Raw genomic sequence first — 26425 nt, forward strand, 5'->3', positions numbered from 1 at the left:
GGGGCCTTCGGTCAGGCCAGGTAATCGGGCGGCAGGCCCTTGAACATGTCCCGGCACATGCGGACCGCGGTCTCCGACCCACCGCCGCCGACGATCAGGGCCGCGAAGGCCATGTCACCGCGGTAGCCGGCGAACCAGGCGTGCGAGCCGCCCTGGAACTCGGCTTCCCCGGTCTTCCCCCGTACGTCGCCGCTGCCGCGCAGATCCTTGGCTGTGCCGTTGGTCACCACCAGCTGCATCATGGGCCGCAGGCCGTCGATCATCTTCGTCGTGATCGGCGCCGTGTTGCCGGACACGGTCGTCGGGCGGCCCTCGATCAGCTGCGGGAGCGGGGTCTTTCCGGCCGCGACGGTCGCCGCTGCCAGTGCCATCCCGAAGGGGCTGACGACGACTTTGCCCTGGCCGAAGCCGTCCTCGGTGCGCTCGGCCAGGTTCACCGTGGGCGGCACCTTCCCGGTGACGGTGTCGATGCCGGCGACCTGGTAGTCGGCGCCGATGCCGTACTGGGCGGCGGCATTCGTCAGGGCGCGCGGCGGCATCCGGCTGGCCAGCTCGGCGAACGTCGTGTTGCACGAGTTCGCGAAGGCCCTGGACATCGGGACGACGCCGAGGTCGAACCGGTCGTAGTTCGGGATGGTGCGATGCCCGATGTCGATCGTGCCGGGGCAGCCGAGCAGCGTGTTGGGCCCGGCCATGTCGGTTTCGATCGCGGCGCCGGCGGTGATCATCTTGAACGTCGACCCGGGCGGGTACAGGCCCATGGTGGCGGTCGGGCCGTCGGCGTCGGCGGCCGCGTTCTGGGCCACGGCCAGGATTTCACCGGTCGACGGTTTGATCGCGACGATCATCGCCTTGCGGCCCACCATGTTCACGGCGTCCTGGGCGGCGTTCTGCACGTTGCGGTCCAGGCTGATGGTGATCGACGGCGCCGGCTTGCCCGGCACCTCGTTGAGGACGTCGATGTCGGCGCCGTTCTGGTTGACGCTGACGACGCGCCAGCCGGGCTGGCCGATCAGCTGATCGGCCACCTGCTTCTTGACCTCGGTGACGATCGCCGGCGCGAATCGGGGGTCGGTGGGCACCATCTCGGGCTGCGGCGTGATGACCACACCGGGCAGGTGCGCGAGCGCCCCGGACACCTTGTCGTTGTCCTCGCGGCGCAGGGTGATGAGGTTCAGCGGTCCGGTGGACGAGCTGGCCTGTTCGGCGAGCCGCTGGGCGTCCATGGTGTTGTCGAACTGTCGCAGGACGTCGGCGACCACGCGGGAGGTCCGCATCAGCTCGCCCGCCGCGGAACGGGCGTTCAGCGCGTAGTTGTAGTGGTACCCGGGTACCAGAACATTCGTGCCACCGAGTTCGTTGACCGAGGCGCGGACCGGTTGGTCGGCGCGCAGCTGGAAGCTCTGGTGCTCCCCCAGGTTGGGATGCAAATCCGTGCTGCCCCAACGGACTTGCCACCGGCCGTCCTGCCGGATCATGTTGAGCTGTCCGGTGTAGGCCCAGATGCGATCCTTGGGCAGGTGCCAGGTGTACCGGTAGGTGATCTTGCCGGTGTCCTGGGTGTACTTGGAGCCGAGCACCTGCGCGTCGAGCTTGGTCGCCTGCAGGCCCGACCAGGCCTGGTTGATCGCGGTTCGGGCGTCATTGGGCTTGTCGGACAGGTCGGCGGCGGCACCGGTGTCGCCGCGGCCGAGCGCGGCGAAGAACGCCTGCGCGGTGGGCTCGGGGCCGTTGGGCTTCGGGGTGCAGGCCGTCATCGCTCCTGCGACCGCCACCACCGACAACAACGCGGCCGAGCGTGAAACGGATGATGTGTGCGTTGCCATTGGGGCTGATGTTAGAAGTGTGACTAGCCCGCGACGTGGAGGCACACCGAGACGCAACCGTGACAGTTTTGTGAGCTACGCCGGATTGTGAGCTACGACGGGCCCCGGCGGCTACCTCGAGATCGACGTTCCATACCGCCCGCCCGGCGTGTCGCGTGCACAACGCGCATGTCGGGCGCGAAAACGTCAGTCCAGCAACACCGTGGCGTACGTGCCCAGCTGACTGAACCCGATGCGCCGGTAGATCGCCCGAGCCGGGGCGTTGAAATCGTTGACGTAGAGGCTGGGGGTCCGGCCGCTGCGCAGCACCGCCGACGCCAACGCCGCGGTACCCGCGGCGCCGAGGCCACGGCCACGCCAGTCGGGGTGCACCCACACACCCTGGATCTGACCGACTCGTGACGTCTGAGCGCCGATCTCGGCCTTGAACACGACCTGGCCATCCTCGAACCGCGCCCAGGCCCGGCCCGCCGCGATCAGCCCTGCCAGCCGGCGGCGGTAGCCGCGGCCGCCGTCGCCCATGCGTGGGTCGACCCCGACTTCGCCGATGAACATGTCCACTGCCGCAACGACATACGCGTCCAGCTCGTCCATCCGGACCGGACGCACCGCGGGGTCGACGGGGCATTGCGGAGCGTCGGACAGCGTCAGCAGCGGCTGGCAGTCCCGGACCTCGCGGGCCGGGCCCCACACCTGGGCCAGCTGCTGCCACATCGGCAGCACCAACTCGGCGCGACCCACCAGCGACGAACACCGCCGCGGCGCACTCATGACCTTGTCGGCGAACACCATCATGTCGGCCGCGGTGCCCCGCATCGGGATCAGGTTCACCCCGGCAAAGCACAGGGACTCCATGGGCTGGCTACGCGTCCACAGCTCGCCGCCGATGGCCACCGGATCGAGGCCGTGGTCACCGACCCGGGCGGCCACCATGCAGGTGCCGACCGGATCCTCGTCGAAGACCTGCTGCACCTGGGCAATTTCGCGCACCACTGATATCCGGCGCGCATCTGCGATCCGGAACAGAGGAGGTGCCGACATTCACCGACCTTTGTGAGTGTGACCTGGTTGCTATTCGGGGCCGTCCGTGACCGCAGTCACAGGACTGTGCTCAGCTTACGGTTACGACGGGCGAACCGCTCGCATCGGTTCCCGACTCGGCGGCGATTCGCATCGCCTCTTCGATCAGGGTCTCGACGATCTGCGACTCGGGCACGGTCTTGATCACCTCACCGCGCACGAAAATCTGGCCCTTGCCGTTGCCCGACGCCACGCCGAGGTCCGCCTCGCGGGCCTCACCCGGGCCGTTGACGACGCAGCCCATGACCGCGACGCGCAGCGGCACGTCCAGCCCGTCGAGGCCCGCCGACACCGCGTTCGCCAGCTTGTAGACGTCCACCTGGGCACGTCCACAGGACGGGCACGACACGATCTCCAGGCCGCGGGGCCGCAGGTTCAGCGACTCGAGAATCTGGTTGCCGACCTTGACTTCTTCCACCGGCGGCGCGGACAGCGAGACCCGGATGGTGTCGCCGATGCCCTCGCTCAGCAGCGCCCCGAACGCGACGGCGCTCTTGATGGTGCCCTGGAACGCCGGACCGGCCTCGGTCACGCCGAGGTGCAGCGGATAGTCGCACTTGGCGGCCAGCTGCCGGTAGGCCTCGACCATGATCACCGGGTCGTTGTGCTTGACGCTGATCTTGATATCGCCGAAGCCGTGCTCCTCGAACAGCGATGCCTCCCAGAGCGCCGACTCGACGAGCGCCTCCGGCGTGGCCTTGCCATACTTCGCGAGCAACCGCGGGTCCAGCGAACCGGCGTTGACGCCGATGCGGATCGGGATGCCCGCGGCACCGGCGGCCTTGGCGACCTCCTTGACCCGGCCGTCGAACTCCTTGATGTTGCCCGGGTTCACGCGCACCGCGGCGCAGCCGGCGTCGATGGCCGCGAAGATGTACTTGGGCTGGAAGTGGATGTCGGCGATCACCGGGATCTGGCTGTGCCGAGCGATCTCGGCCAGCGCGTCGGCGTCCTCCTGCCGCGGACACGCCACCCGGACGATGTCACAGCCCGACGCGGTCAGCTCAGCGATCTGCTGCAGCGTGGAGTTCACGTCGTGGGTCTTCGTGGTGCACATCGACTGCACCGCGATCGGGTAGTCGCTGCCGACGCCGACGTCGCGCACCATCAGCTGACGCGTCTTACGGCGCGGTGCGAGGGTCGGCGGTGCCGGGGGCTCGCTGCCGACGCCCGGCATACCCAAACCGATGGAGGTCATCACGGTCTCCTACTGGAAAAGTCGAATGGGGTTCACGAAGTCTGCCGTCACGGTCAACAGCATGTAGCCGCCGACCACCACCAGCACGACATAGGTGGCCGGCATCAACTTGAGGTAGTTCACCGGCGCCGCGGCGACTTTGCCGCGGGCCGCGCGAATCATGTTGCGGATCTTCTCGAAAGTCGCCACCGCGATGTGTCCACCGTCGAACGGCAGCAGCGGCAGCAGGTTGACCGCGGCGAGGACGAAGTTCAACTGCGCCAGGAAGAACCAGAACATCACCCAGATGCCGTGTTCGACGGTCTCCCCGCCGATCCGGCTGGCGCCGACGACGCTGATGGGAGTCTCCTTGTCCCGCTCGCCGCCGGCGATCGAATGGACGAGCGCGCCGATCTTGGTCGGAATCTTCGCCAGCGACTTACCCAGTTCGACGGACAGGTCACCGGTGAAGGTGAACGTCGCGGGTATCGCGGTCAGCACGTTGTACTGCGTCGGTCCGGGCTGCGGCGGCGCGGTCACGCCGATGGCGCCGACCGTCGCAGCGGTGTCGGAGTCCTTGTTCGTGAATCGCTGCGTCTGCTCGACGTTGACGGTGGTGGTGAACGTCCGTCCGCCGCGTTCGTACACGACGGGGACGGCGCCGCTGAGGCCGCGGATGGCCTTCGCCATCTCCTCGAACGTGCTGACCGGCTTGTCGCCGACCTTGACCACGACGTCCCCGGCTTTCAGGCCCGCCGCCGCAGCAGGTCCGGCGCCCGGGTGCGGGCACGGCCCGAACGGGTTGTCCCCCGTCTTGGCGACCTGCGGTGCGACACAAGCGGTCTCACCGATCACCGCGCTGGTCGGCGCGTGGAGGTCCGGCAGGCCCCACGACACCGCGATGCCGTAGATCAGCACCAGGCCGATGACGATGTTCATCGCGGGTCCGGCGAACAGCACCGCGACGCGCTTCCACACCTTCTGCTTGTACATCGCGTAGGGCTCGTCCTGCGGCGCGATCTCGTCGACCGACGTCATGCCCGCGATGTCGCAGAAGCCGCCCAGCGGGACGGCCTTGATGCCGTACTCGGTCGAGCCGAGCCGGTTCGGCCGGTGCGTGGACCACAGCGTCGGGCCGAAGCCGACGAAGTACCGCCGCACCTTCATCCCGGTGGCCCGCGCCACCCACATGTGGCCGCACTCGTGCAGGGCCACCGATACCAGCAGGCCCAGCGCAAAGAGCACGATGCCGATCGCATACATCATCGGGCGGGCACAACCTCCTGTGCGACGATGCGCCGCGCCCGGTCCCGGGCCCAATCCTGCGCATCGAGTACGTCCTCCACGGTACTGGGTTCGGCGGCCCATTGATCCGCGGCGCCCAGGACGTCAGCAACAGTCCGCACGATCGCCGGGAACCTGATCCGGCCGTCGAGGAACGCTGCCGCCGCCTCTTCGTTGGCGGCGTTGTAGACCGCGGTCAGGCAACCGCCGCGGGTACCGGCCTCACGGGCGAGCCGGACCGCCGGGAAGACGTCGTCGTCCAGTGGCTCGAACTCCCAGGTCGAGGCCGTGGTCCAGTCGCACGCCAGGGCGGCGCCCGGGACGCGGGCCGGCCAGCCCAGTGCCAGCGCGATGGGCAGCTTCATGTCGGGCGGGCTGGCCTGCGCGAGCGTCGAGCCGTCGGTGAAGGTGACCATCGAATGCACGATGGACTGCGGGTGCACCACGACGTCGATGCGGTCGTAGTCGATGCCGAACAGCAGGTGGGTTTCGATGAGCTCGAGCCCCTTGTTGACCAGCGACGCCGAGTTCAGGGTGTTCATCGGTCCCATGGACCAGGTGGGGTGGGCACCGGCCTGCTCGGGGGTGACGTCCTCGAGGTCCTTGGCCGCCCAACCGCGGAACGGTCCGCCCGACGCGGTGAGCACGAGCCGGGCCACTTCGTCACTGGTGCCGCCGCGCAGGCACTGGGCCAGCGCCGAATGCTCGGAGTCGACGGGCACGATCTGGCCGGGCTGCGCCGCCTTGAGCACCAGCGGTCCGCCGGCGACGAGCGATTCCTTGTTCGCGAGGGCAAGTCGGGCACCCGAGTGCAGCGCCGCCAGCGTCGGCTTCAGCCCGAGTGCGCCGACCAGAGCGTTGAGGACGACGTCGGCCTCGGTCTCCTCGACCAGCCGAGTGGCGGCGCCGGCGCCCGCGTACGTGACGTCCCCGATGCGCGCGGCCGCGGCGGTGTCGGCCACCGCGACGTTGGTGACGCCCGTCTCGGCACGCTGCCGGGCGAGCAGCTCGGCGTTGCCGCCGCCGGCCGCCAGGCCGACGATCTCGAACCGGTCGGGGTTGGCGGCGATCACCTCCAGGGCCTGGGTACCGATCGACCCGGTACTGCCGAGCACCAGGACTCGTAGCCGCTCACTCACGTCTCTATTGTGCCGCCCCGGCCGGGCTTCGGCGCCGGTGGTGGCACATCAGATCAGCAACGACGGGTCGCGGGGACGAGGCACCGCGTCAGGCAGGCACGGTCGTGGCGCGCCGGATCGTGATATCGCCCGAGGCGGTGCGGGCGTGCACGGTCAGCCGCCGGTCGTCGTTCTCGGGTCCTGCCGCGGGAGTCAGGTCGCTGCGCACGGTCCCGGACCGGCTGTCCAGATCGAGGTTGGCGGCGGTCCCCTGGGCGACGCCGACCTCGACGTCGCCGCTGGCGGTCGCGGCGGAAATCGACCCCGACTCGGCGGCGGCCACGGTCAGCGATCCGGACGCGGTCCGGCTGTGCACGCTCCCGCGCAAGGTGCCGACGGTCGCCGAGCCACTGGCTGCCTGAAACTTCAGGCCGCCGTCGAGACCATCGATCGACAGCTCCCCCGAAGCCGTGGACGCGTTGGCGTTGCCCAGCACGCGGCGGACTGCCAGGTCACCGGAAGCGGTGGCGGCCTTGATGTTTCCCTCGACAGCGTCGAGGGTGGCGTTGCCACTGGCGGCGTCGAACCGGCAGTCGCCGACTGTTCCGTCGACCCGCAGGTCCGCTGACGACACCGCGACCGCGAGCCTCGACAGCGACGGCAACGCGATGTCGACGGTGACCGCACCGCGCGACAGCGACAGCAGCTTCTTGCCGACGGTCACCGTCAGCGTGTCGTTGGCGAAGTCGATGTGCGCCTGCTCGGCCGCCCGGACGTCGGCCGCCCGCAGCGGGTCACGCGGCGTGACACGCACCTCGGTGTCAGGGCGGTCGGCGGCGGTGACGCGCACCGCGCCGGCACCCAGTTCGATCGTGGCGGTGATGGGGCCGGGCGTGGGAAAAGTTCGCATTGGGGTCTCCGATCGGTGGATGGGTTTTCTTCTGTTCGACGTCGTCAGCGGACCCAGCCGGTGACGGTGTTGCCGCGCTTTCGGTCACGTGGCGTCGACCCGCCGAGGGCGGCTCCGACCGCGCGAACCAGCCAGGCGTTGACCGACAGGCCGTCGCGTCGGGCGGCGGCATCCACGCCACCGCGCAGGGCCTCGGGCAACCGGAGGGTGACGCGCCAGGTTCCGCCGTCGTCGCCGGCCGGCACTGCGTCCCCGTCGGGAAGGTCCGTATCGGCAGGGTTCACACCGCGCGGATCGGCATCGGCCGCCGGCCCGGTCACGGCGAACTCCGGGTCTCGGCCGCGCAGGCGCACGTCGACCGACGCGGGCGCCAGTTCGCGGGTGATGTGCTCGGCCGCTTCGGACAACGCCTCGAGCAGCGCCAGCCGCAAGGCGGAGTCCAGTGGCGCGGTGAGCCGTTCGGCGAGTTCAGCTGCTTCCTCGCCACCGGCCGCAGCGGCGATTTCCAGCTCCAGCCGAACCCCGTCGACATACGGTTGCAGATCCATGACACCAATATGACACCACAGTGATGTCATCGCAAGTGTCATCTTGACGCCACGCATCGCGGCGGACGCACCGACTGCACCTGACCCGCCGCACTCCTCCGCACGAATACGACCGAGCGTCGTATGTAAGAATGTCGGCAATCCATCGGATCGTTAAGGAGTAGCCGTGGCCACCACCGAGGTCGAACGAAGCACCGGCGTCGACGTCGAGGACGTCCCCTCTGCCGAGTGGGGCTGGTCCAAGATGAACCGCGGCGTGATTCAGGCCGGTGGCATCCTGTCCGCCATCTTCTTGCTGGTGATGCTGCGCGGCAACCACGTCGGCCACGTCGAGGACGCCTGGCTGATCGGCTTCGCCATCCTGCTCCTGGTCATCGTCGTGCGCGGCTGGTGGCTGCGTCGCCGCGGCTGGATCCGCTAAGCACTTTCCACGACAAAGGCCACGAACTCTCGCGAGTTCGTGGCCTTTGTCGTTGGCGTCCTAGGCTGCCGCCTCAGGCTCGCGGTGCCGCTTGTCCGAATGGAAGAACGTGACGAGTGTCGTTGCGCCGCAGATCAATCCGACGGTACCGATGAGCTGCGGGCCGGTGAGACGGTCGGCCAGCCCGCCGCCCACACCCGCGCCGATCATGAACGACCCCAGCAGGGCGAGATATCCGAGCCAGTCATAGACGGTGCCCTTGCCGCAGATGTGGCGTTCCAGCCCCTGCCCCAGCTTCACGACCGTTCCGGTCACGTAGCTGAGCGGTACCGCCACTTCACCGTTCTTGACGAAGCTGGTGTTCAGCGCGCCCACCGAGAAACAGATGATCAGGATTCCGGTGAAGTTGACGTCCTCGTAGTACCAGCCGTCCTCATAGAGCTCGACCACCGACGCCACCAACAAACCGACGGTCACCAGGGCCGTGGCGCCGTGCGGATGGTTCTGCCAGTACCTGCGCCGCAGGAACGACGCCACGAAGACCCCCGCCAAGAAACACGCCATCAACCACAGGGCCGCCTGCGGCCCGGCCCCGGACACTTTCTGCCGTTCGGCGACGTCGAACCAGCCGAGCACGGCCCGTTCGGTGTTGCCCGTCATGAAGGTGACGAAGTAACCGGCACTGTGCAGGAACGCGACCGCGCCGATCATGCCGGCCAACCACGACAGCAGCCACGACAACCGTGCCTCCGGTCCGATGGCGGCTTCCTTGCTCACAACCCTGTCGGGCGACTGCTCATCCACCGGCACATTATGTACGGCACGGATCGACGGGCGGCTCCGATCAGTGCCCGCCCGGTCACCGGTCGTGCGGCCGGCAGGTGAAGCCGAGGCGGAACTTGCCGATCTGGATTTCGTCACCGTTGGTGAGCGGGAGGGACTGAACCAGGGCCCCGTTGACATAGGTGCCGTTGAGGCTGCCGCAGTCGATGATCCAGTATTCGTTGTCGAGCCAACGGATTTCGGCGTGGTGCCGGCTCACGGTGATGTCGTCGAGAAACACCGCACTGTCGGGGTGCCGACCGGCGGCGACGACATCGTCGGCCAGCAGGAACTGGCCGCCGGGGCCGGGGCCGCGGGTGATCACCAGCACACCCGAGCCCGGACACACCTCGGACACCGTCTGGTGGACGGCCTGGTCTTCGGCACGTTCGGTGATCACGCGGTGGATGGCGGTCGTGTGGACGGCAACGTCGGCGCCGAGGCGTGCGTCGTCGGTCAAACTCATATCGGGTTTCCTTTGCCTGGATGGGTTTTCGAAGCGCTACCGGGTGGTGTGGCTGCGGGCGTGGGCGATGGCATCGTCCAAGTTCTCGATGAGGTGGTTCTCGTGGCGCAGGGAGTCGATGATGCCGACACCCGCGAGCAGGTCTCGATGCTCGGGCCGGACACCTTTGATGATCACAGTGATACCCCGCGCCTCGAGGTCTTCGACGATTTGCGTCAGGGTGTGCGCGCCCGTCGCGTCGAGCATGCCGAGTTGCGACAGCCGGATGATCACCACCGACGTCTCGGGATGGTTGCCGTCGGTGATCGCGGCCGAAAGCCGTTCGGCCGCACCGAAGAACATGGCCCCGTCGAGCCGCAGCAGTGCGATGTGTTCGTCGCCCGGCACATACGGCCCCGGCAAGTCCTCACGAGTGACGCTGCTGCGCCGGGCCAGTGCCCGTAGCGCGAACAACGCCGTGGCCGCGATGCCGATCTCGACAGCCTGGATCAGGTCGAAACAGACCGTGACCGTTGCGGTCAGCACAAACGTCAGCGCGTCCGAACGCGTGGACCGCAGAATCCGCATGACCGTGTGGGGCGAGATCATCCGGAACGCCGTGACCATCAACACGGCCGAGAGCGCCGCCAGCGGGATGGTCCCGACGAGTCCGCTGACGAGATACACCACGGCCAGCAGCACCAGCGCGTGCACGATCGCCGCGACGCGGGTCCGCGCACCGGACCGCACGTTGACCGCGGTGCGGGCGATGGCCCCGGTGGCCGGCATGCCGCCGAAGACCCCGGAGGCGACCGACGCCAGCCCCTGTCCCACGAGTTCCCGGTTCGGGTCGTAGGGCCCGGTCGGGGACATCGTCGCCGCGACCCGTGCCGACAGCAGCGATTCGATGGCGGCCAGTGCGGCGATCGCCAGCGCCGCACCGAACAGCGAGTGCAGCACCGCCAGGTCGGCGTGCGGCCACACGGGAGCGGGCAGCCGTGACGGCAGCACCCCGATCCGGGGCGCCGACAATCCGGTACCCGCCACCAGTGCCGTCGCGGCGACAACAGCCACCAGCGACGCGGGCACCGCGGGGTGCAGACGGGGCAGCACAATCATCAAGACCGCCACCAGCGCCGTGACGACGAGGGCCGGCCGTGCCGCACCCATCTCGATGTGCGACAGGACCATGCCCGCGGCCACCAGCGGGGACCGTCCGGCGGGTGCCGCCTGCCCGAATGCGGCCGGGATCTGCTGCAGGAAGATGATGACGGCGATGCCGAGGGTGAATCCTTCGATCACCGGCCACGGAATGAAGGTCACCGCGCGTCCCACCCCGGTGACGCCGGCGACCACGACGATGACGCCGGCCAGGATGGTCACCGCGGCGACGCTGCCCAGTCCGTACTGGGCCACTATCGGTGCCAGGACCACCGTCATCGCCCCGGTCGGCCCCGACACCTGGACGTACGATCCGCCGAACACCGCGGCCACCAGCCCCGCCACGACAGCGGTGACCAGACCGGCCGCGGCACCGACGCCCGAGCTGATCCCGAACGCCAGCGCGAGCGGCAACGCGACCACCCCGACCGTCACCCCGGCGAGGACATCGCGTCGCCACGAGCGGCTCAGGCCCGCGTAGTCGGTGCGCGACGGCAGCAGCCGGGCGATGCGGTCACCGGCGACCGTGGTCATCTGCTGGTGCCGATCGGCGGCAGCGAGCCTACAGCGTCGAGCTGATCACGTTGCGCGGCAAGGGTATCGGCGAGGAAGGTCCGCGCGATGAGGAGCAGTTCGGCGATCTTCGGATGCGCCAGCGTGTAGTACACCGCATTGCCGGCCCGGTACCCGCTGACCACGTGATGACGTTTGAGCACGGCCAGATGCTGCGAGAGCAACGTCGGTTCGATATCGCTGGCGGCGAGGATGTCGCTCACCGGTGTCGGACCCTCGGAGGTCGACAGAATCTCGAGCACGCGGATGCGGGCCGGATGGGCCAGCGCTTTGAAGAGGTTCGCCTTGATCTCGTACAGCGGCCGTTCGGGACCGTCCAGCACGCTGTCGACCATCTGCCGCACTCCTACTTGATGGATTGAAGAAATTCTCAATCCATAGTAGCGCGTTCGGCACACCGGACCGATTCACGGGATGAGCCTCCCCCAGACAACTCACAGGCTCGCGCAGCGAAATATTGTGGGCTGGGTAACATTCGCGACATGACCGTAGCCGACAACACGATCGACCTGGGAGATCAAGCCTCCTTCACCGGCTTACGGGCGCTGGGTCGCGGCCCACTCATCCAGTACACCTGGATCTACGAACATCCGGTCGACCTCGATGGGCTGCGCCGGCTGCACCGCAATCTGGGTTCCGGCGGCCTGCTGGGCCGCCGGATCGAACGGTCGCCGCTGCCGTTCGGCCGCCATCGGTGGGTCCGCTCCACCGGGCCGGTGGACCTCGACGTCTCCCCCGGAACACGGCCTGTCTCCGAGCTGAACGACTGGGTCAACGAACGCGGCTACATCCCGGTCGACCCGGAACACGGCCCGCCATGGCATCTCGGCGTGCAGCAGCTCGAAGGCGGCGGCGCGGCGGTGTCGCTCGTGGTGTCGCACACCGTCGGTGACGGCCTGGCCATCGCCGAAGCCGTCGCCGACGCGGTCAACGGGTCGCCGCGCGATCTCGGCTACCCGATCGCCGGCGCCAGGACCCGGCGTGCGGCGCTGCGCGAAGACCTCCGCCAGACGGTCCGCTCGGTCCCCAGTTGGTTCAAGGCCGTGGTCGGGGCCGCCAAGATCGCCCGCGACCAGAAGGGCGACCTGGCGGCGTCGGCAAAATCGGTGAGCGCGCCGGTGTCCAGCGGGATCACCACGCCGGTGACGCCGCCGTTCGTCGTCGTCCACGTCGAGATCGAGGAGTGGTACCAGCGCGCGAAAGCCCTTGGCGGCACGAGCAATGTCCTGTTCGCCGCGCTCGCCGCCCGGGTCGGGCAGGTGGTGGGACGGTTGGGCGACGACGGCCGGGCCATGCTCTCGTTCCCCGTCAACATCCGCACCGAGGGCGACACCCGGGGCAATGCGCTGAGCACCATCACCGTGATGGCGGACCCCGAGAAGGTCAGCACCGACCTGTCCGAGTTGCGCAGCGACGTCAAGCGCGAGCTGGCCGGCGTCGACGAGTGGACCCGGATGATGCTCACACCCCTGCCGCTCACTCCCCTGGTGCCGAAGTTCGCGGTGCGGCGGCTCGAGAAGATGGTGCTCAAGGTCGGCAAGCCCATCGGCTGCTCAAACCTCGGGCAGTTCCCGCCGGCGTTCAACCGGCCCGACGGGACCGACGCCGACAACTTCCACGCCCGCCTGGTCGAGCCCGGACTGACCCCGGTGGACCTCGAGCGACTGAACGGTCACCTGTTCCTCGTGTTGTGCCAGACACCGACGTCGATGATCGTGACGGTCACCGCATGGGAACCGGGCGAGACGAACACCAAAGCGGCACTGGCTGATTCCACCCGCAAGGCGCTTGCCGAACTCGGACTCACCGGAACCGTCGACTAAGTTACCGAGTAGTACCATCGGTATCGTGGACAGCACCGCGAGCACCCCGGGCGGCTCCGTCGAGGACGCCTCGACTCCGAGCCGAATCCTGGTGGCCACCGCGGAAGTGCTTGCCCGTCAGGGCCAGACCAAGCTCAGCCTGTCCGAGGTCGCGACGCAGGCCGGCGTGTCCCGGCCCACCCTGTACCGCTGGTTCGCATCCAAGGAGGCGCTGCTCGAGTCGTTCGGGCGGTACGAGCGCGACTTGTTCGTCGACGGCATGACCGCGGCCACCGAGGGGCTACGCGGTACCGAAAAGCTCGATGCCGCACTGCAATTCATCGTGCAGTACCAGAAGACGTATTCCGGCGTACGGGTCATCGACATCGAACCGGAAGCGGTGCTCGCCCAGCTGCCGAACGTCGTCCCGACCATGCGCTCCCGTCTGCAGAAGCTGCTCTCCGGGCCGAACGCCGAGCTGAAGGCCGCGACGGCCATCCGGATCGCGGTGTCGCACTATCTCGTCCCGAGCGACGACACCGAACAGCTACTGGCGCAGCTGCGACACGCCGTCGGTTTGCGCTGAGAGACTAGCCCTCGGCCGCCAATTGCCCACAGGCAGCGGCGATTTCCCGGCCACGCGTGTCACGGACCGTGCACGACACCCCGGCCGCCTGCACCCGGCGCACGAACTCCCGCTCGACCGGTTTGGGACTCGCGTCCCACTCGCTGCCCGGGGTCGGGTTCAGCGGAATCAGGTTCACGTGCACCAGCGGACCGAGCGCGCGGTGCAGCTTCTTGCCCAAAAGGTCTGCGCGCCAAGGCTGATCGTTGACATCGCGGATCAGTGCGTACTCCACCGACACCCGGCGACCGGTGACGTCGGCGTAATACCGTGCGGCGTCGAGTACTTCGGCGACCTTCCACCGGTTGTTCACCGGGACCAGCGTGTCGCGCAGCTCGTCGTCGGGGGTGTGCAATGACAGCGCCAGCGTCACCCCCAGCTTCTCGTCGGCGAGTTTGCGGATCGCCGGAGCCAGGCCGACGGTCGAGACCGTCACCGACCGGGCGCTGATCCCGAAGCCCTCCGGCGGCGCCGCCGTGATCCGGCGGACGGCGGCCACCACCCGGTTGTAGTTGGCCAGCGGCTCGCCCATACCCATGAAGACGATGTTGGACAGCCGGCCGTCATGCTCGTTGCGCATCGCCGCCGACGCGGCCCGGACCTGCTCCAGGATTTCGGCGGTCGAGAGGTTCCGCTTCAGGCCGCCCTGGCCGGTGGCGCAGAACGGGCACGCCATACCGCAGCCGGCCTGCGACGAGATGCAGACGGTGTTGCGCTGCGGATAGCGCATCAGCACCGATTCGAACGTCGTGCCGTCCACCGCGCGCCACAGGGTCTTGCGGGTCTCGCCGGCGTCGCACTGAATCTGCTTCGCGGGGGTGATCAGGTCGGGGAACAGCGCCGAGGCCACCTGGTCACGCACCGAGGCCGGCAGATCGGTCATCTCGTGCGGGTCGGCGATCAGCCGGCCGTAGTACTGGTTCGCCAGCTGCTTGGCCCGGAACTTCGGCAATCCCAGCTCGGTGACGGCCTCGACCCGGCCGTCGGCGTCGAGGTCTGCCAAGTGCCGCGGCGGCATGCCGCGGCGCGGTGCATCGAACACCAGAGGAAGGGAAACGGCCATAACGGGCTTCAGTATCGCACCGACGGCACCCCCGGGACGAAATCACAGCCGAAAATCGTTGGACTCAGCGCCTATGACCACTCACCATGAGCCCATGCCACCCCGTCCCGCGTCACTCCTGGCCTTCGTCTACGCGTTAGGTTATCCCATTGGGGCCCTTGCCGTTTCGGCCCTGGCGCCGATGGCGACGCTGGTGTTCCGGTTCGGTCTGGCGGCTGCCATCCTGTCCACGTGGGCGCTGGTGGCGCGTGTGAAATGGCCCACTGGTACCAAGCTCGTGCACGTCGTGATCAGTGGTCTGCTCACGCAGGCCGTGCAGTTCATCTGCCTGTACCTGGCGTTGCTGCACGGCGCTCCGGCGGTGCTGGGCGCCGTCGTCATCTCGATGAACCCGGTCGCCACCGCGTTGTTGGCCGCGGTGTTCCTGGGCGAACGGCTGACCGCCATGCGCGTCGTCGCCCTGGTCCTGGGTGCGCTGGCGGTGCTGGCCGCGTGCGCCCAGCGGCTACTGATGGTCGGTGGCGTCGACGCGGTGATCGTGTTGCTGGTCGTCTCCCTGCTGGCCCTGGCCTCGGGCGGCGTCTACCAGCAGCGGTTCTGCCGCGGCGTCGATTTCCGCGCCACCGCGGCCGTGCAGAACGCGGCGTCACTGGTGCCGGTGGCGATCCTGGCCGCCTTCATGCCGTGGACGGTGACCAACCTGCACACCGCCGTCCTCGCGGTCGGAGCCGTGGTGCTGCTCAACGCGACGCTGTGCATGACGATGTACGTGCGGGCGATCGATCGCTACGGCGCCGCTGCGGTGGCCATGCTGTTCGCGGTCATCCCGGCGATCGCCGGCGTGCTGTCGTGGCTGCTGCTGGGCCAGCGCCCGGACCTGGGTGTGGTGGTCGGCCTGGTGCTCGGCGCACTGGCCTGCTGGCTCAACTCGCGAGCCGTGGCGCGGACCGTCAGGCCAGCAACTCCAGCACCAGCCATGCCGCCACTCCAGACGGCAGAATCGAGTCGATCCGGTCCATCAGACCGCCGTGACCGGGCAACAGAGTGCCCATGTCCTTGATCCCGAGGTCGCGCTTGACCTGCGACTCCACCAGGTCGCCCAGGGTGCCGGTGATGACGAGCATGATGCCGAGCGGCACGCCGACCCACAGCGGCCGGCCGGCCAGGTAGTGCACCGACAGCACCGAGACGACGATGCTGAACAGCAGTGACCCGCTGAAGCCCTCCCAGGACTTCTTCGGGCTGATCGCCGGCACCATCGGGTGCTTACCGAACAGCACACCCGCGGTGTAGCCGCCGATATCGGAGGCCACGACGCCCAACATCATGCAGAACACCTGCATGGCGCCTTCGTGGTAGCCGCCCTGGTGCGGGTAGATCAGCAGCGCCGTGAAGGCGCCGAACAGCGGCACCCAGGACGCCAGGAAGATCGTCACCGACACGTCGCGGGTGTAGTTGACCGGCGCGGCCTTGAGCCCGCCCGACAACAACCGCCAGATCATGCACAACGCGACGGTGGCGCCGAACGCCCCGAGGGCGCCGGCTTCCCGGTAGGGCCAGGTCAGCCAGATCATCGCCTGGCCGCCGATGAGCAGCGGGATCACCGGGACGGCGTAGCCGCCCTCCCGCAGCCGGCGCACCACCTCGTGCGTGGCCAGCGCAACCGCGAGGGCCACCAGCGCCACCCACAGCTGCGGGACGAACAGCAGAGTGGCGATGACGGTGCCGCCCAGGAGGACGCCGACGGAGATGGCCGCGGGCAGGTTGCGCCCGGCGCGCGATGTCTTCTTGGGCTCCCCGGTCGGGGTTGTTTCGGTGGCCACGAATGTGCGGATGCGGACGACTGGACGGTCCTCAGACCTCCAGCAGCTCGCCTTCCTTGTGCTTGACCAGATCGTCGATCTGAGCCGTGTAAGTGGCGGTGGTCTTGTCCAGATCCTTCTCGGCGCGCGCGACCTCGTCCTCGCCGGCCTCGCCGTCCTTCTTGATCCGGGACAGCTCGTCCATCGCCTTGCGACGGATGTTGCGCACCGACACCTTGGCGTCCTCGCCCTTGCCCTTGGCCTGCTTGACCAGTTCCTTGCGGCGTTCCTCGGTCAGCTGCGGGATCGAGATGCGGATGACGCTGCCGTCGTTGCTCGGGTTGACGCCCAGGTCCGAGTTCCGGATGGAGTCCTCGATGGCCTTGAGCTGGTTGGCCTCGTACGGCTTGATGACGACCAAGCGCGCCTCGGGGACGTTGATGCTCGCCAGCTGGGTGATGGGCGTCATCGAGCCGTAGTACTCGATGTTGATCCGGTTGAACATGCCCGGGTTGGCCCGGCCGGTGCGGATCGACCCGAGGTCGTCGCGGGCCACTGAAACGGCCTTGTCCATCTTCTCTTCGGCATCGAAGAGGGTTTCCTCGATCACTTCATCTTCTCCCGTCAGTCCCGCTCGCCCGGCCCCCAGCTCTAGCTGGAGACCAGCGTTCCGATCTTCTCACCCGCGACCGCGCGCGCGATATTGCCTTCGGTCAGCAGATTGAAGACCAGCATCGGCATGCCATTGTCCATGCAGAGGCTGAACGCAGTGGCATCGGCGACCTTCAAGTCGCGTTCCAACACCTCACGGTGGGTGATGCTGGTGATCATCTGGGCGTCGGGCACCTCACGCGGGTCCGCGGTGAACACGCCGTCGACGGCCTTGGCCATCAGGACCACCTCGGCGCCGATCTCCAGCGCGCGCTGCGCGGCGGTGGTGTCGGTGGAGAAGTACGGCAGGCCCATGCCGGCGCCGAAGATGACCACGCGGCCCTTCTCGAGGTGCCGGCGCGCCCGCAGCGGGATGTACGGCTCGGCGACCTGTCCCATGGTGATGGCGGTCTGCACGCGGGTGTCGATGCCTTCCTTCTGCAGGAAGTCTTGCAGCGCAAGGCTGTTCATCACAGTGCCGAGCATGCCCATGTAGTCGCTGCGGGTCCGCTCCATGCCGCGCTGCTGCAGCTGCGCACCGCGGAAGAAGTTGCCGCCACCGATTACGACGGCGACCTGGGCGCCGGCGCGCACGACCTCGGCGATCTGCCGGGCGACCAGAGCGACGACGTCGGGGTCCAGACCCACCGCGCCGCCGCCGAACATCTCACCACCGAGCTTGAGCAGCACCCGCTGGTAGGCCGGCCGGATCAAACCCTGGCCACCGTTGTCTGCCTCGTTGTCTGGGCTGGCCATCAGACTCCTTCGGTCCCCACACGTCACAGCTGCCCCGGCGATCGGCAGCGGCTCCATCCTGCCTCATGGCGATCGAGCCGGAGGCAAGGAGGGTGGAACCCGATGGGCGGGCGGCTACCTGGCGGACTACCCCAGGTGCGCCTGCAACAACCACGCACGAACCGACTTGAGTCCGTTCGGCTCGTCCCTGACGTCGACGTCGGCGAATCCCGTGCCGGGCGCTCCCGTCGTCCCGAAGCCCGCGGGCATGTTGCCGTGGATGCGGGCCGGCGAGATGTCGTCGATCACCCAGTACTTGCCGACGACCTCGCGCAGCTCGTCCTCGGTCACCGGGTTGGCCGGGCCGGCGGGCATGCCGCCGCGGTCGAAGACGAGGACGATGTAGGTGGCGCCGGGCGCGGCGGCCCGCACGATCGAGCGCTGGTAGCCGTCCCGGAGTTCGACGGGCATGGAGTGGAACAGCGTGCTGTCGATGATGGTGCCGAAGCGGCCGTCATATCCGGTGAAGTCGCTGATGTCGGCGACCGCGAAGCTGGCGTTGTGCGCACCGCGGCGGGCGGCCTCGGCCCGGGCCAGTTCGATGGCGGTGGCCGACTGGTCCAGACCCACGGTGGTGAAGCCGTGCTCGGCCAGGTAGATCGCGGTGGCGGCCTCGCCGCAACCGGCGTCGAGCACGTCGCCGTGCACCTTGCCGGCGTCGATCAGCGCGGCGATCTCGGGCTGCGGCCGGCCGATACTCCATGGCGGCCGGGCACCCATCTCGGGAGCCTCGCCGCGGTACGCGCTTTCGAACAGGGCATCTGTGGGTCTGGTCATACCTCCGGTTTATCAATGCACTTGATATATGTCAATATAATTGACATGTTCGAAGGTGAAGACGCTCCCCTGGGCTATCTGCTCAACCGGGTCGCCACTGCCCTGCGCGCCGAGATCACCGCCAATGTTCTTGACCCGCTTGGCCTGACGTTCCCACAGTTCGTCTGCCTGCGCATGGTGGACAACCGCCCCGGCATGTCCAACGCCGAGATGGCACGGTTCGTCGGGGTATCGCCTCAGGCGATGAACATCGTGGTGCGTGCGCTGCAGGACCGCGAGCTCATCACCCGGCCGTCGACCGTCGCGGCCGGGCGGTCCCGGCCCACCGAACTGACCCGGTCCGGCCGCACCCTGCTGGGCAAGACCGTCGCCGGCATCCGCGCCGCGGACGACGCCCTGCTGGCCGACCTGAGTCCCGCCCAGCGCCGGCAGTTCCGCGAGACGCTGACCAGCCTGGTGCCGCCGGAATAGCGGCGATCAGAGAATTGCGGCGGCGACGATCAGGCCGAACGCCAGGTACGAGGCCGCCACGTCCAGCACGACCGGGGAGAACTTCTCCTCGTGGAGCATCTCGCCGATGTCGAGGCCTTTGACGGCGCCGATCAGGCGCACCGAGAGTGCCTGTGCGGCAATGCCGACGAGGCCGAACACCAGTGTCTTGATCAGGCCGGCCGCCAGGTCACCCGACGAGCTGTAGATGGCGAGCACCACGATGAAGGCCATGGACACCACACCGGAGGCCGCCACCGCCGCGGCGTTGGGCCGGCCCGAGCGGACCAGCTCGCGCAGTGGCCCCGGCGTGGTCCAGTCGATCACGAAGAAGCCGAGGATCATCAGCGCGCCGCCGACGATCGCGTACAGCGCGATGGCCGACGCGCCGTGTCCGACGATGGACCAGTAGTCGTTGCCAAGAGCGGTCAGGGTCATGAAGTTCGTTTCCTTCCGGTCACTGCGGGATGCGGTGGGGCACAAAGGCTGCGCCGTTGTCGGTGACCAGACCCGAGGTCTCGCGGATACCGAGGCCGGCCGATTCGTCGCCGACGATCCAGGCGCCCAGCGCGGGACGCATGTCGTCGAACTGCGGTAGCGGATCGAGCAACTGGTACACGTAGCCCTCCTCGCCGTACACGCCGCCGGTCTGCGTCTCGTAGCCCGCGCCGACGATCGTCACGTTCGCCCCCTCGCGGCCGAGCTTGGGCTTGCGGACGTATTCGGTCAGCTCGTGCGGATCATCGATGTACGCCGGAAGCAGGTTCGGGTGTCCCGGGTACATCTCCCACAGCACCGCCAGGATGGCCTTGTTGCTCAGCAGCGATTTCCACAGCGGCTCGATCCACATGGTCTCCGGCAGGGATTCGGCTGCGTACTTGCCGAATTCGTCGTCGAGCACCCATTCCCAGGGGTAGAGCTTGAACAGCGTCGAGATCGGGGCGTCTTCCAGATCGACGAACCGATTCAGGTCCCGGTCCCAGCCGAGTTGCTCGATGGCCAGGCCGACGGTGTTCATGCCGGCCTCGGCGGCGCACTCCTGCAGGTAGGCCAGCGTCACGTTGTCCTCACCGCTGGTGTCAGCAGAGGACCAGGTGAAGTGGGCTTCGTTGCCGGGCAACCGATCCTGGATTTCCTTCCACCGCTCCACCAGCTTCTCGTGCAACGAGTTCCACTGGTCGTCGGCGGGAAAGACGTCGGTCTTCCAGTACCACTGCAGGATCGCGGCTTCGAGCAGCGATGTCGGGGTGTCGGCGTTGTACTCCAGCAGAACCGGGGGCCGGCGGCCGTCGTAGCGCAGGTCGAAGCGGCCGTACAGGTGCGGATCGCTACGGCGCCAAGACTTTTCGATGTGCGGCCAGCTCCACTCCGGCAACCCGAAGTCCCGGTAGCGCTCGGTCAGCACGATGTTCTCGACGGCTTCCAGGCACATCGAGTGCAGCACCTCGACCGAGGCCTCGATCGAGAGCACCTCGTCCATGTCGAACACGTAGTGCACCGACTCGTCCCAGTACGGACGGTCGTTCCCGTGTGCGTCGGTGGCCGGGGTGTCGAAACACATGCCCTGGCTGGCAACGATCTGCTGCCACCCCGGTCGCGGGGCGTGACGTTCGCGCCGCATCAGCTACCGGAGCTTCCGTGGCTCGACGAACCGAAGCCGCCGCGCGACACCGACGACCCCGACTTGGAGATGGAGGTGCCGGATTTCGTTGTGGCCGTAGTGCCTTTCGGCAGGGTCAGGGTGCCACCGTGCGCGATGCTGCCCACGCCGGAGTTGGAGCCGCCGTAGTAGTAGCGGTACGGCGATCCCATGTACAAGAACGTGCTGCCGCCGCCGTAGTTGGTGCCGCTGCTGCAGTAGCTGTCCGGCACCACTTCGTTGGTGCCGTCCTTGACGCAGGAAGCGCTGATCTGATCGTCGCGATGGAAGATCGCATAGCCGGCGGCGACGACTGCCACCACACCGACGCCGACCGCCGAACCGATGAGGACCTTCTTGCCGGTCGCCGCGCGCTTGCGGGCCTTCTCGGCCTTCACCCGCTCGATCTCTTCCTCGGCTTCGCGCGCCCGCTTGGCCTTGTCCCGGGCCCGTGCCTCACCGACGGTCGGCTGCCGCGGCTTGGCCGTGGCCGGGTCCTGCCAGCGGACGGAGCCCTGCGGTTCTGCCGGGGGCGCCGGGGGTGCCGGCGGCGTGAATTCCGGGGTCGGATTCGGGGTGGGACCCGCCGGGGGCACCGGCGGCGAACTCGGCTCGGACCCGGGCGCAGGATCGGACCCGCCGCCTTGAGCCGACGATTTCCACGGCTGCCTTTCAGCCCCGTTCTCGGGCCCGACAGTCATGCACACCCCCAATTGACGCAACCTGTGAGACAGCATAAGGCTGGCCGCGCGACAAAGCGGTCGTTGACGCTGCTTCCGTGGAGCAAAAGTGGCCGCCGTCGGCCGGGCTGCGTCAACGCGCCGCGAGCGACGGCCAGCCGATCTCCCGCTCGAGCTCGAAGGCCAGCGCCAGGAGCGTCGCCTCCTGCCCCGCCGCCGCGCCGAACATCATGCCGACCGGCAGTCCCGACGCGGACTGGGCCAGCGGCAGCGAAACCGCCGGTGCTCCACTGGCGTTCTGCAGCGGGGTGAATCCAACCCAGTCGATGAGCCGCGACATCACCTGGTCGAAGTCGGCGGTCGGGTCCAGGTGCCCGATCGGCGGGGTGACCTCGCTGAGGGTCGGGGTGAGCACCACGTCGTAATCGCGGGCCAGGCGCGCCGGAATGCGCCGCGACGCAGCCAGCCGGGCGATGGCGGCCGGCACGCGGTGCAGATTGCGGGCCGCCTTCGCTTCCAGTCCCAGGGTCAGGTTGTCCAACCTGATGCGATCGAAGCTGGGGCCGAAGGTGCGCTTTCCGCCGCGAACCAGCGCGAAGGCCAGGAAGGACCAGTAGAGCAGGAAGTCGTCGCGGAACCGCTCCGGTGCCGGGTTGCCGATCTCGGTGACGCGATGGCCGAGCTCCTCCAGCCGGGCCGCGGTCTGCATCGTCAGCTCCCGGATCTCCGGACTGGCCTCACGGCCGATCGAGCTGGTGCACACCGCGATGCGCAGCCGCCGCGGTCCGGGCGCGGTGACGTCGCCGATCGGCGCCAGCTTCGGGTTCCGGTAGACGCGCTCGGCCCCGCGGTAGAACGCCGCGGTGTCCCGGACGCTGCGGGTGAGGACGCCGTTGGCGACGATCTGCAACGGCATCCGGGTCTCGCGGTCCAGCGGCAACCGGCCGCGGGTGGGCTTGAGACCGACCAATCCGTTGCAGGAAGCCGGGATTCGGATGGAACCGCCGCCGTCGTTCGCGTGGGCGATGGGCACCACGCCGGCCGCGACGAACGCGCCCGAGCCGGACGACGACGCCCCCGCGGTCACCATGGTGTCCCACGGGTTACGTACCGGGCCCAGCCGCGGGTGCTCGGCCGAGGCGCTGAAACCGAATTCGGACAGCTGCGTCTTGCCGAGCGCCACCAGGCCAGTCGACAGGTACAGGCGCGCCCATTCCCCGTCCGCCGGCAGCGGCCTGGGCGTCCAGGCATCGGCGCCCTGCATGGTCGGCCAGCCGCCGACCGCGACGTTGTCCTTGATGAACGTCGGAACGCCGTCGAAGAATCCGCCGAAAGACCTTGGTGCGTTCGCCTTTTCGACCGCCTGGTCAAAGGCCTCGTACGCCATGCCGTTCAGTTCGGGCTGCGCCTTCTCGGTGCGGGCGATCGCCGCCTGCACCACCTCAGCCGCCGACACCTCGCCGCTGCGGATCGCGTCGGCGACACCGACCGCGTCGAGGTCACCGAGGGCGTCGTCACCGAATGTGCTGATCCGTGTCATAGGAGCCACGGTACCAAGCAGTACCACCGGCCCGCCTTACCCCCAGATTTCACGATGTGAGTCCGGACACCGACTTCGGGCGCCATTGAACGCGCTGCGTAAACGCCTAGTTTCCCCGGCGTAACTTTCCATTTGAACTAGTGCCATATGGAAGTAACTGGTGCTAATTTCCGTTCACCCGGCTGCTGCAGGTCGCGGACCGGTCCGGTCATTGGCGCCCGCATCCGACCTGCCTGCCTGATGCATTGCATCACTGGCGATTACGACGGATTCGACAGGAAACGCGTTCATGACAACCGAGCAATCCCTAGACGAAGTGCACGGCCAGCCGATGGCCGCAGCACGCGTCGGCCCCTGGTCCCGCTTCGTCACCTGGGCGAACCAGGACACCATCGAGGACTTCTCACTTCGCTACGCGCCCAAGTCTTTTCGCAAATGGTCACCGATGGCATGCGCCGTGGCCGCACTGGGCGGCATCGCGTATCTCGCCGACTACTCCATCGGCGCCTCGATCGCCGTCACCCACGGCGCGGCCAGCGCGGTCGTCGCGATCCTGGTCGCCGCGGTCACCATCTTTCTCACCGGCATCCCGATTGCCTACTATGCCGCCAAGTACAACATCGACATGGATCTGCTCACGCGCGGAGCGGGTTTCGGATACTTCGGCTCGACGCTGACGAGCCTCATCTACGCCAGCTTCTGCTTCATCTTCTTCGCGCTCGAGGGCGCGATCATGGCGCAGGCGATGAAGTTGGCGTTCGGCATTCCACTGGCGCTCGGCTACATCATCGGCTCCCTGATCATCATTCCGCTCGTGCTCTACGGCATGACGGCCCTGGCCAAGTTCCAGGTCTGGACCCAGCCGTTGTGGCTGATCCTGTTCGTCGCGCCCATCGCCTTCATCGCCACCGCGGATCCGGCGGGCTTCCACGGGTTCCTGAGCTGGGCGGGCAACGGCGGCAGCGAACAGGTGACGGCCATCGGAGTCGGCGCGGGCGCCGGCGTGGCACTGTCGCTCATCGCCCAGATCGGTGAACAGGTCGACTACCTGCGCTTCATGCCAGAGAAGTCGGAAACACCGCCACTGCGGTGGTGGGCCGCGGTACTCGCCGCGGGCCCCGGTTGGGTGATCCTCGGTGCGGCCAAGCAGATTTGCGGCGCCTTCCTGGCCTTCTACGTCGCGGGCAAGGTCGGTTTCGCGGCCGCCACCGAACCCATCGAGCAGTTCCTCGGCGGTTTCGGCTCGGTGATCCACAACGACGCCCTCGCGCTCGGATTGGCCACCCTCATGGTGTTGCTGTCGCAGGTGAAAATCAATGTGACGAACGCCTATTCGGGCTCGCTGTCCTGGTCGAACTTCTTCAGCCGGGTGCTGCACGTACACCCGGGCCGGGTGGTGTACCTCGGTCTGCACATCGCCATCGCGCTGGCGCTGATGCTCAGCAACATGTTCGCCGTGCTCAACACCATCCTGGGGTTCTACTCCAACGTCGCGATCGCCTGGATCGGTGCGATCGTCGCCGACCTGGTGATCAACAAGCCACTGCTCAAGCTCAGTCCGTCCTACGTCGAGTTCAAGCGGGCCTACCTCTACAGCATCAATCCGGTCGGATTCGTCTCCATGCTGGTGGGTTCGGTGTTCTCGATCTTGGCCTTCTACCACGCTTTCGGGGATTTCCTCGCGGCCTGGTCGCCGTACCTGGCGCTGACGCTGGCATTCGTGCTGTCCCCGGTGATGTGCATCGCGACCAAGGGCAAGTACTACCTGGCGCGGCGCAATCCACTTCGCGAGGAGATCGAGAAGGAGCCACTGTGGGCGGGACAGACGCTGCTGGACGTCGTCGACCAGAAGCGGTACGAACTGCCGGACATGGTGCACGACTGCCCGTTCCACAACGGCACCGTGTCCTCGCTGACGTGCACTCTCACGAAGGACTGCCATGACATGTGCAAGAAGGACGGATACACCGATTCCACCAGCGCAGAGCTATTGAAAACCGCGGTGGCACCGCAGTCGAACTGATGAACCGTCATGGCCTCGCCCAGAACACCGGGCGGGGCCATGGCTGTCAGTCAAGGGGTGAGCTCGGCGATCACATCGAATTCGAGTTGGTCCGCGCTGGCGAGGTACACGGGTTGACGAGTATGAGCACCACGCATGACGACCTCGCCGCGCGGACCCTGGTAGGCGACATTGGCGCGCGCCCGGTCGATCGCGGCCACCTCCAGGCTGCGGGCCGTCTGTGCGAGCGCCGTGAGCAACAGCAGCCCCTCGTAACAGGATTCACCGATGTTGTTGAGCGCCGGGGCCGCACTGCCGAACCGCCGCAGATAGTGCGAGCCGAACCCCATGTTCACCTCGGTGGGCAGGCTCTCGAAGTAGCCGCACGCGGTGTACAGACCGGTCGTCGCCCCACTTCCGCTGGCGCACAACACATCCTCGCCGATCATCAGCGACAGGCGCACGACGCTCTGGTCCAGGCCGGCGCGGGCGAACGCGCGGTTGAACGCCGCGTTGTCCGCACCCACCATCAACACGAGCACCCCGTCGGCGTCCGAGCTCGCGATGACGTCGAGCATCGTCCGGAAATCGCGCCCGCCCAGCGGCACGAATGCCTCACCGACGAATTCGAGGCCCGATCGCCACATGTACTCCTTGGTCACGCGGGCGGTCTGCCGCGGCCAGATGTAGTCGTTGCCGACGATGCACCAGCGCTTCAGCCCGAGGTGCTCACGCAACCACATCAACGCCGGAAACAGTTGCTGCTCCGGTGTTTCCCCCACCATGTACACGCCGTCGGTGCTCTCGCCACCCTCGTAGAACGTGGTGTACACGTAGGGCACCCGCCCGGCCGTCTGCGGCGTGATGACCCGCCGGGCATTCGACAGGTGCCAGCCCACCACGGCGTCGATCTGCTGCTGGGCGACGAGGCGGCCCAGCTCGTCCGCAAGCTCGCTCAACGGTGCTCCGGCGTCGACCGGATGAATCCGGACGGGCCGGTCCAGGATGCCGCCGGCGGCGTTGATGTCCTCGGCGGCCAGTTCAGCGCTCGCCTCGCACGACGGTCCGAACATCCCGGCGGGCCCGCTCAACGGCACCACGAGCGCAATGTCGACCACATCCCGGTCGGGGCGCGCGGGAGTCGTCGCAGGTTTCGGATTCACCATCACCTCACCTTGGGACACCGGCCCAGCCA

27 protein-coding genes are annotated in these 26425 nt (G+C 67.9%); 6 read left to right on the plus strand and 21 right to left on the minus strand.

Annotated elements, in window-relative coordinates:
• Nucleotides 1-11 precede the first annotated feature (11 nt).
• From BR47_RS0101415 to BR47_RS0101445, 7 genes are all read right to left on the minus strand, one after another.
• On the minus strand, nucleotides 12-1826 hold the full coding sequence (locus BR47_RS0101415) for a penicillin-binding transpeptidase domain-containing protein (protein WP_029105351.1): 1815 nt from the start codon (nucleotides 1824-1826) through the stop codon (nucleotides 12-14).
• 186 nt (nucleotides 1827-2012) lie between these two features.
• Complete coding sequence (locus BR47_RS0101420; protein ID WP_029105352.1) at nucleotides 2013-2867, minus strand: GNAT family N-acetyltransferase; 855 nt, start codon at nucleotides 2865-2867, stop codon at nucleotides 2013-2015.
• A 70-nt stretch (nucleotides 2868-2937) separates the two neighbouring features.
• A complete protein-coding gene (ispG, locus tag BR47_RS0101425) occupies nucleotides 2938-4104 on the minus strand; it encodes a flavodoxin-dependent (E)-4-hydroxy-3-methylbut-2-enyl-diphosphate synthase (protein WP_020101983.1) in 1167 nt (388 codons plus the stop codon).
• A gap of 9 nt (nucleotides 4105-4113) precedes the next feature.
• Complete coding sequence (locus tag BR47_RS0101430; RefSeq protein ID WP_020101984.1) at nucleotides 4114-5349, minus strand: M50 family metallopeptidase; 1236 nt, start codon at nucleotides 5347-5349, stop codon at nucleotides 4114-4116.
• Nucleotides 5346-6506 carry a 1-deoxy-D-xylulose-5-phosphate reductoisomerase gene (gene dxr, locus BR47_RS0101435; protein WP_029118363.1) on the minus strand — a complete coding sequence of 387 codons (1161 nt, stop codon included), beginning with the start codon at nucleotides 6504-6506 and terminating at the stop codon, nucleotides 5346-5348. Before dxr ends, BR47_RS0101430 begins: the two co-directional genes overlap by 4 nt.
• Nucleotides 6507-6594: 88 nt before the next feature.
• Entirely contained in the window at nucleotides 6595-7395 is an 801-nt protein-coding gene (locus BR47_RS0101440) for a DUF4097 family beta strand repeat-containing protein (RefSeq protein WP_029118364.1), read from the minus strand.
• Nucleotides 7396-7439: 44 nt separating this feature from the next.
• A complete protein-coding gene (locus tag BR47_RS0101445; RefSeq protein WP_029118365.1) occupies nucleotides 7440-7943 on the minus strand; it encodes a hypothetical protein in 504 nt (167 codons plus the stop codon).
• Nucleotides 7944-8109: 166 nt separating this feature from the next.
• Between BR47_RS0101445 and BR47_RS0101450 the strand changes: the two genes are divergently transcribed.
• Nucleotides 8110-8364 carry a DUF2631 domain-containing protein gene (locus tag BR47_RS0101450; protein WP_020101988.1) on the plus strand — a complete coding sequence of 85 codons (255 nt, stop codon included), beginning with the start codon at nucleotides 8110-8112 and terminating at the stop codon, nucleotides 8362-8364.
• A 60-nt stretch (nucleotides 8365-8424) separates the two neighbouring features.
• Here BR47_RS0101450 and BR47_RS0101455 read toward each other — a convergent pair whose 3' ends face one another.
• From BR47_RS0101455 to BR47_RS0101470, 4 genes are read right to left on the minus strand one after another with little or no spacing between them, the layout of a single operon-like run.
• Entirely contained in the window at nucleotides 8425-9168 is a 744-nt protein-coding gene (locus tag BR47_RS0101455; RefSeq protein ID WP_029118366.1) for a YoaK family protein, read from the minus strand.
• A gap of 55 nt (nucleotides 9169-9223) precedes the next feature.
• Nucleotides 9224-9652: an FHA domain-containing protein gene (locus BR47_RS0101460; RefSeq protein WP_029118367.1), complete on the minus strand. Its 429-nt coding sequence runs from the start codon at nucleotides 9650-9652 to the stop codon at nucleotides 9224-9226.
• 36 nt (nucleotides 9653-9688) lie between these two features.
• Nucleotides 9689-11326, minus strand: a complete 1638-nt coding sequence (locus BR47_RS0101465) for a SulP family inorganic anion transporter (protein WP_029118368.1) — start codon at nucleotides 11324-11326, stop codon at nucleotides 9689-9691.
• Nucleotides 11323-11700: an ArsR/SmtB family transcription factor gene (locus BR47_RS0101470; RefSeq protein ID WP_029118369.1), complete on the minus strand. Its 378-nt coding sequence runs from the start codon at nucleotides 11698-11700 to the stop codon at nucleotides 11323-11325. The genes BR47_RS0101465 and BR47_RS0101470 overlap by 4 nt, the downstream gene beginning before the upstream one ends.
• A gap of 147 nt (nucleotides 11701-11847) precedes the next feature.
• On the opposite strand from BR47_RS0101470, the gene BR47_RS0101475 reads away from it, so the two are divergent.
• Entirely contained in the window at nucleotides 11848-13188 is a 1341-nt protein-coding gene (locus tag BR47_RS0101475; protein WP_029118370.1) for a condensation domain-containing protein, read from the plus strand.
• 25 nt (nucleotides 13189-13213) lie between these two features.
• On the plus strand, nucleotides 13214-13753 hold the full coding sequence (locus BR47_RS0101480) for a TetR/AcrR family transcriptional regulator (RefSeq protein WP_029118371.1): 540 nt from the start codon (nucleotides 13214-13216) through the stop codon (nucleotides 13751-13753).
• Nucleotides 13754-13757: 4 nt separating this feature from the next.
• Here BR47_RS0101480 and rlmN read toward each other — a convergent pair whose 3' ends face one another.
• A complete protein-coding gene (gene rlmN / locus BR47_RS0101485; protein WP_029105356.1) occupies nucleotides 13758-14855 on the minus strand; it encodes a dual-specificity RNA methyltransferase RlmN in 1098 nt (365 codons plus the stop codon).
• Nucleotides 14856-14949: 94 nt separating this feature from the next.
• Between rlmN and BR47_RS0101490 the strand changes: the two genes are divergently transcribed.
• The gene (locus BR47_RS0101490; protein WP_081633439.1) at nucleotides 14950-15915 is read left to right on the plus strand and encodes a DMT family transporter; all 966 of its coding nucleotides are present in this window, start codon (nucleotides 14950-14952) and stop codon (nucleotides 15913-15915) included.
• Here BR47_RS0101490 and BR47_RS0101495 read toward each other — a convergent pair.
• The 4 genes from BR47_RS0101495 to BR47_RS0101510 all read right to left on the minus strand — a co-directional run bounded on the left by BR47_RS0101495 (nucleotide 15806) and on the right by BR47_RS0101510 (nucleotide 18880).
• A complete protein-coding gene (locus BR47_RS0101495; RefSeq protein ID WP_020102016.1) occupies nucleotides 15806-16678 on the minus strand; it encodes a phosphatidate cytidylyltransferase in 873 nt (290 codons plus the stop codon). The two genes, BR47_RS0101490 and BR47_RS0101495, sit on opposite strands and share 110 nt — an antisense overlap.
• A 31-nt stretch (nucleotides 16679-16709) precedes the next feature.
• The gene (gene frr, locus BR47_RS0101500) at nucleotides 16710-17267 is read right to left on the minus strand and encodes a ribosome recycling factor (protein WP_020102017.1); all 558 of its coding nucleotides are present in this window, start codon (nucleotides 17265-17267) and stop codon (nucleotides 16710-16712) included.
• A gap of 41 nt (nucleotides 17268-17308) precedes the next feature.
• The gene (gene pyrH / locus BR47_RS0101505; protein ID WP_020102018.1) at nucleotides 17309-18064 is read right to left on the minus strand and encodes a UMP kinase; all 756 of its coding nucleotides are present in this window, start codon (nucleotides 18062-18064) and stop codon (nucleotides 17309-17311) included.
• 126 nt (nucleotides 18065-18190) lie between these two features.
• A complete protein-coding gene (locus tag BR47_RS0101510) occupies nucleotides 18191-18880 on the minus strand; it encodes a class I SAM-dependent methyltransferase (RefSeq protein WP_029118372.1) in 690 nt (229 codons plus the stop codon).
• Nucleotides 18881-18925: 45 nt separating this feature from the next.
• Between BR47_RS0101510 and BR47_RS0101515 the strand changes: the two genes are divergently transcribed.
• The gene (locus tag BR47_RS0101515) at nucleotides 18926-19351 is read left to right on the plus strand and encodes a MarR family winged helix-turn-helix transcriptional regulator (protein WP_020102020.1); all 426 of its coding nucleotides are present in this window, start codon (nucleotides 18926-18928) and stop codon (nucleotides 19349-19351) included.
• 6 nt (nucleotides 19352-19357) lie between these two features.
• On the opposite strand, the gene BR47_RS0101520 is transcribed toward BR47_RS0101515, so the two are convergent.
• The 4 genes from BR47_RS0101520 to BR47_RS0101535 form a co-directional block, all read right to left on the minus strand.
• The gene (locus tag BR47_RS0101520; protein ID WP_029118373.1) at nucleotides 19358-19807 is read right to left on the minus strand and encodes a DUF350 domain-containing protein; all 450 of its coding nucleotides are present in this window, start codon (nucleotides 19805-19807) and stop codon (nucleotides 19358-19360) included.
• Between the two features lie 19 nt (nucleotides 19808-19826).
• On the minus strand, nucleotides 19827-20990 hold the full coding sequence (locus tag BR47_RS0101525) for a glutathionylspermidine synthase family protein (protein ID WP_020102022.1): 1164 nt from the start codon (nucleotides 20988-20990) through the stop codon (nucleotides 19827-19829).
• Nucleotides 20990-21604: a hypothetical protein gene (locus BR47_RS0101530; protein WP_029118374.1), complete on the minus strand. Its 615-nt coding sequence runs from the start codon at nucleotides 21602-21604 to the stop codon at nucleotides 20990-20992. The genes BR47_RS0101525 and BR47_RS0101530 overlap by 1 nt, the downstream gene beginning before the upstream one ends.
• 217 nt (nucleotides 21605-21821) lie before the next feature.
• Nucleotides 21822-23228 carry an amidase gene (locus BR47_RS0101535; RefSeq protein WP_029118375.1) on the minus strand — a complete coding sequence of 469 codons (1407 nt, stop codon included), beginning with the start codon at nucleotides 23226-23228 and terminating at the stop codon, nucleotides 21822-21824.
• Nucleotides 23229-23517: 289 nt separating this feature from the next.
• Between BR47_RS0101535 and BR47_RS0101540 the strand changes: the two genes are divergently transcribed.
• Nucleotides 23518-25251, plus strand: coding sequence for a purine-cytosine permease family protein (locus tag BR47_RS0101540; protein ID WP_036426524.1), 1734 nt, complete (start codon nucleotides 23518-23520; stop codon nucleotides 25249-25251).
• Nucleotides 25252-25301: 50 nt separating this feature from the next.
• Here BR47_RS0101540 and BR47_RS0101545 read toward each other — a convergent pair whose 3' ends face one another.
• The gene (locus BR47_RS0101545; protein WP_036420757.1) at nucleotides 25302-26396 is read right to left on the minus strand and encodes a substrate-binding domain-containing protein; all 1095 of its coding nucleotides are present in this window, start codon (nucleotides 26394-26396) and stop codon (nucleotides 25302-25304) included.
• Nucleotides 26397-26425: the final 29 nt, after the last annotated feature.

Source organism: Mycobacterium sp. UNC410CL29Cvi84, assembly GCF_000686745.1.
GTDB lineage: Bacteria > Actinomycetota > Actinomycetes > Mycobacteriales > Mycobacteriaceae > Mycobacterium > Mycobacterium mucogenicum_B.

Coding starts and splice junctions, on each gene's coding strand:
- BR47_RS0101415 (WP_029105351.1), bottom strand. CDS start 1,826: ATGGCAACGCACACATCATCCGTTTCACGCTCGGCCGCGTTGTTGTCG.
- BR47_RS0101420 (WP_029105352.1), bottom strand. CDS start 2,867: ATGTCGGCACCTCCTCTGTTCCGGATCGCAGATGCGCGCCGGATATCA.
- ispG (WP_020101983.1), bottom strand. CDS start 4,104: ATGACCTCCATCGGTTTGGGTATGCCGGGCGTCGGCAGCGAGCCCCCG.
- BR47_RS0101430 (WP_020101984.1), bottom strand. CDS start 5,349: ATGATGTATGCGATCGGCATCGTGCTCTTTGCGCTGGGCCTGCTGGTA.
- BR47_RS0101440 (WP_029118364.1), bottom strand. CDS start 7,395: ATGCGAACTTTTCCCACGCCCGGCCCCATCACCGCCACGATCGAACTG.
- BR47_RS0101445 (WP_029118365.1), bottom strand. CDS start 7,943: ATGGATCTGCAACCGTATGTCGACGGGGTTCGGCTGGAGCTGGAAATC.
- BR47_RS0101460 (WP_029118367.1), bottom strand. CDS start 9,652: ATGAGTTTGACCGACGACGCACGCCTCGGCGCCGACGTTGCCGTCCAC.
- BR47_RS0101465 (WP_029118368.1), bottom strand. CDS start 11,326: ATGACCACGGTCGCCGGTGACCGCATCGCCCGGCTGCTGCCGTCGCGC.
- BR47_RS0101470 (WP_029118369.1), bottom strand. CDS start 11,700: ATGGTCGACAGCGTGCTGGACGGTCCCGAACGGCCGCTGTACGAGATC.
- BR47_RS0101475 (WP_029118370.1), top strand. CDS start 11,848: ATGACCGTAGCCGACAACACGATCGACCTGGGAGATCAAGCCTCCTTC.
- rlmN (WP_029105356.1), bottom strand. CDS start 14,855: ATGGCCGTTTCCCTTCCTCTGGTGTTCGATGCACCGCGCCGCGGCATG.
- BR47_RS0101490 (WP_081633439.1), top strand. CDS start 14,950: ATGCCACCCCGTCCCGCGTCACTCCTGGCCTTCGTCTACGCGTTAGGT.
- pyrH (WP_020102018.1), bottom strand. CDS start 18,064: ATGGCCAGCCCAGACAACGAGGCAGACAACGGTGGCCAGGGTTTGATC.
- BR47_RS0101510 (WP_029118372.1), bottom strand. CDS start 18,880: ATGACCAGACCCACAGATGCCCTGTTCGAAAGCGCGTACCGCGGCGAG.
- BR47_RS0101515 (WP_020102020.1), top strand. CDS start 18,926: ATGTTCGAAGGTGAAGACGCTCCCCTGGGCTATCTGCTCAACCGGGTC.
- BR47_RS0101520 (WP_029118373.1), bottom strand. CDS start 19,807: ATGACCCTGACCGCTCTTGGCAACGACTACTGGTCCATCGTCGGACAC.
- BR47_RS0101525 (WP_020102022.1), bottom strand. CDS start 20,990: ATGCGGCGCGAACGTCACGCCCCGCGACCGGGGTGGCAGCAGATCGTT.
- BR47_RS0101535 (WP_029118375.1), bottom strand. CDS start 23,228: ATGACACGGATCAGCACATTCGGTGACGACGCCCTCGGTGACCTCGAC.
- BR47_RS0101540 (WP_036426524.1), top strand. CDS start 23,518: ATGACAACCGAGCAATCCCTAGACGAAGTGCACGGCCAGCCGATGGCC.
- BR47_RS0101545 (WP_036420757.1), bottom strand. CDS start 26,396: ATGGTGAATCCGAAACCTGCGACGACTCCCGCGCGCCCCGACCGGGAT.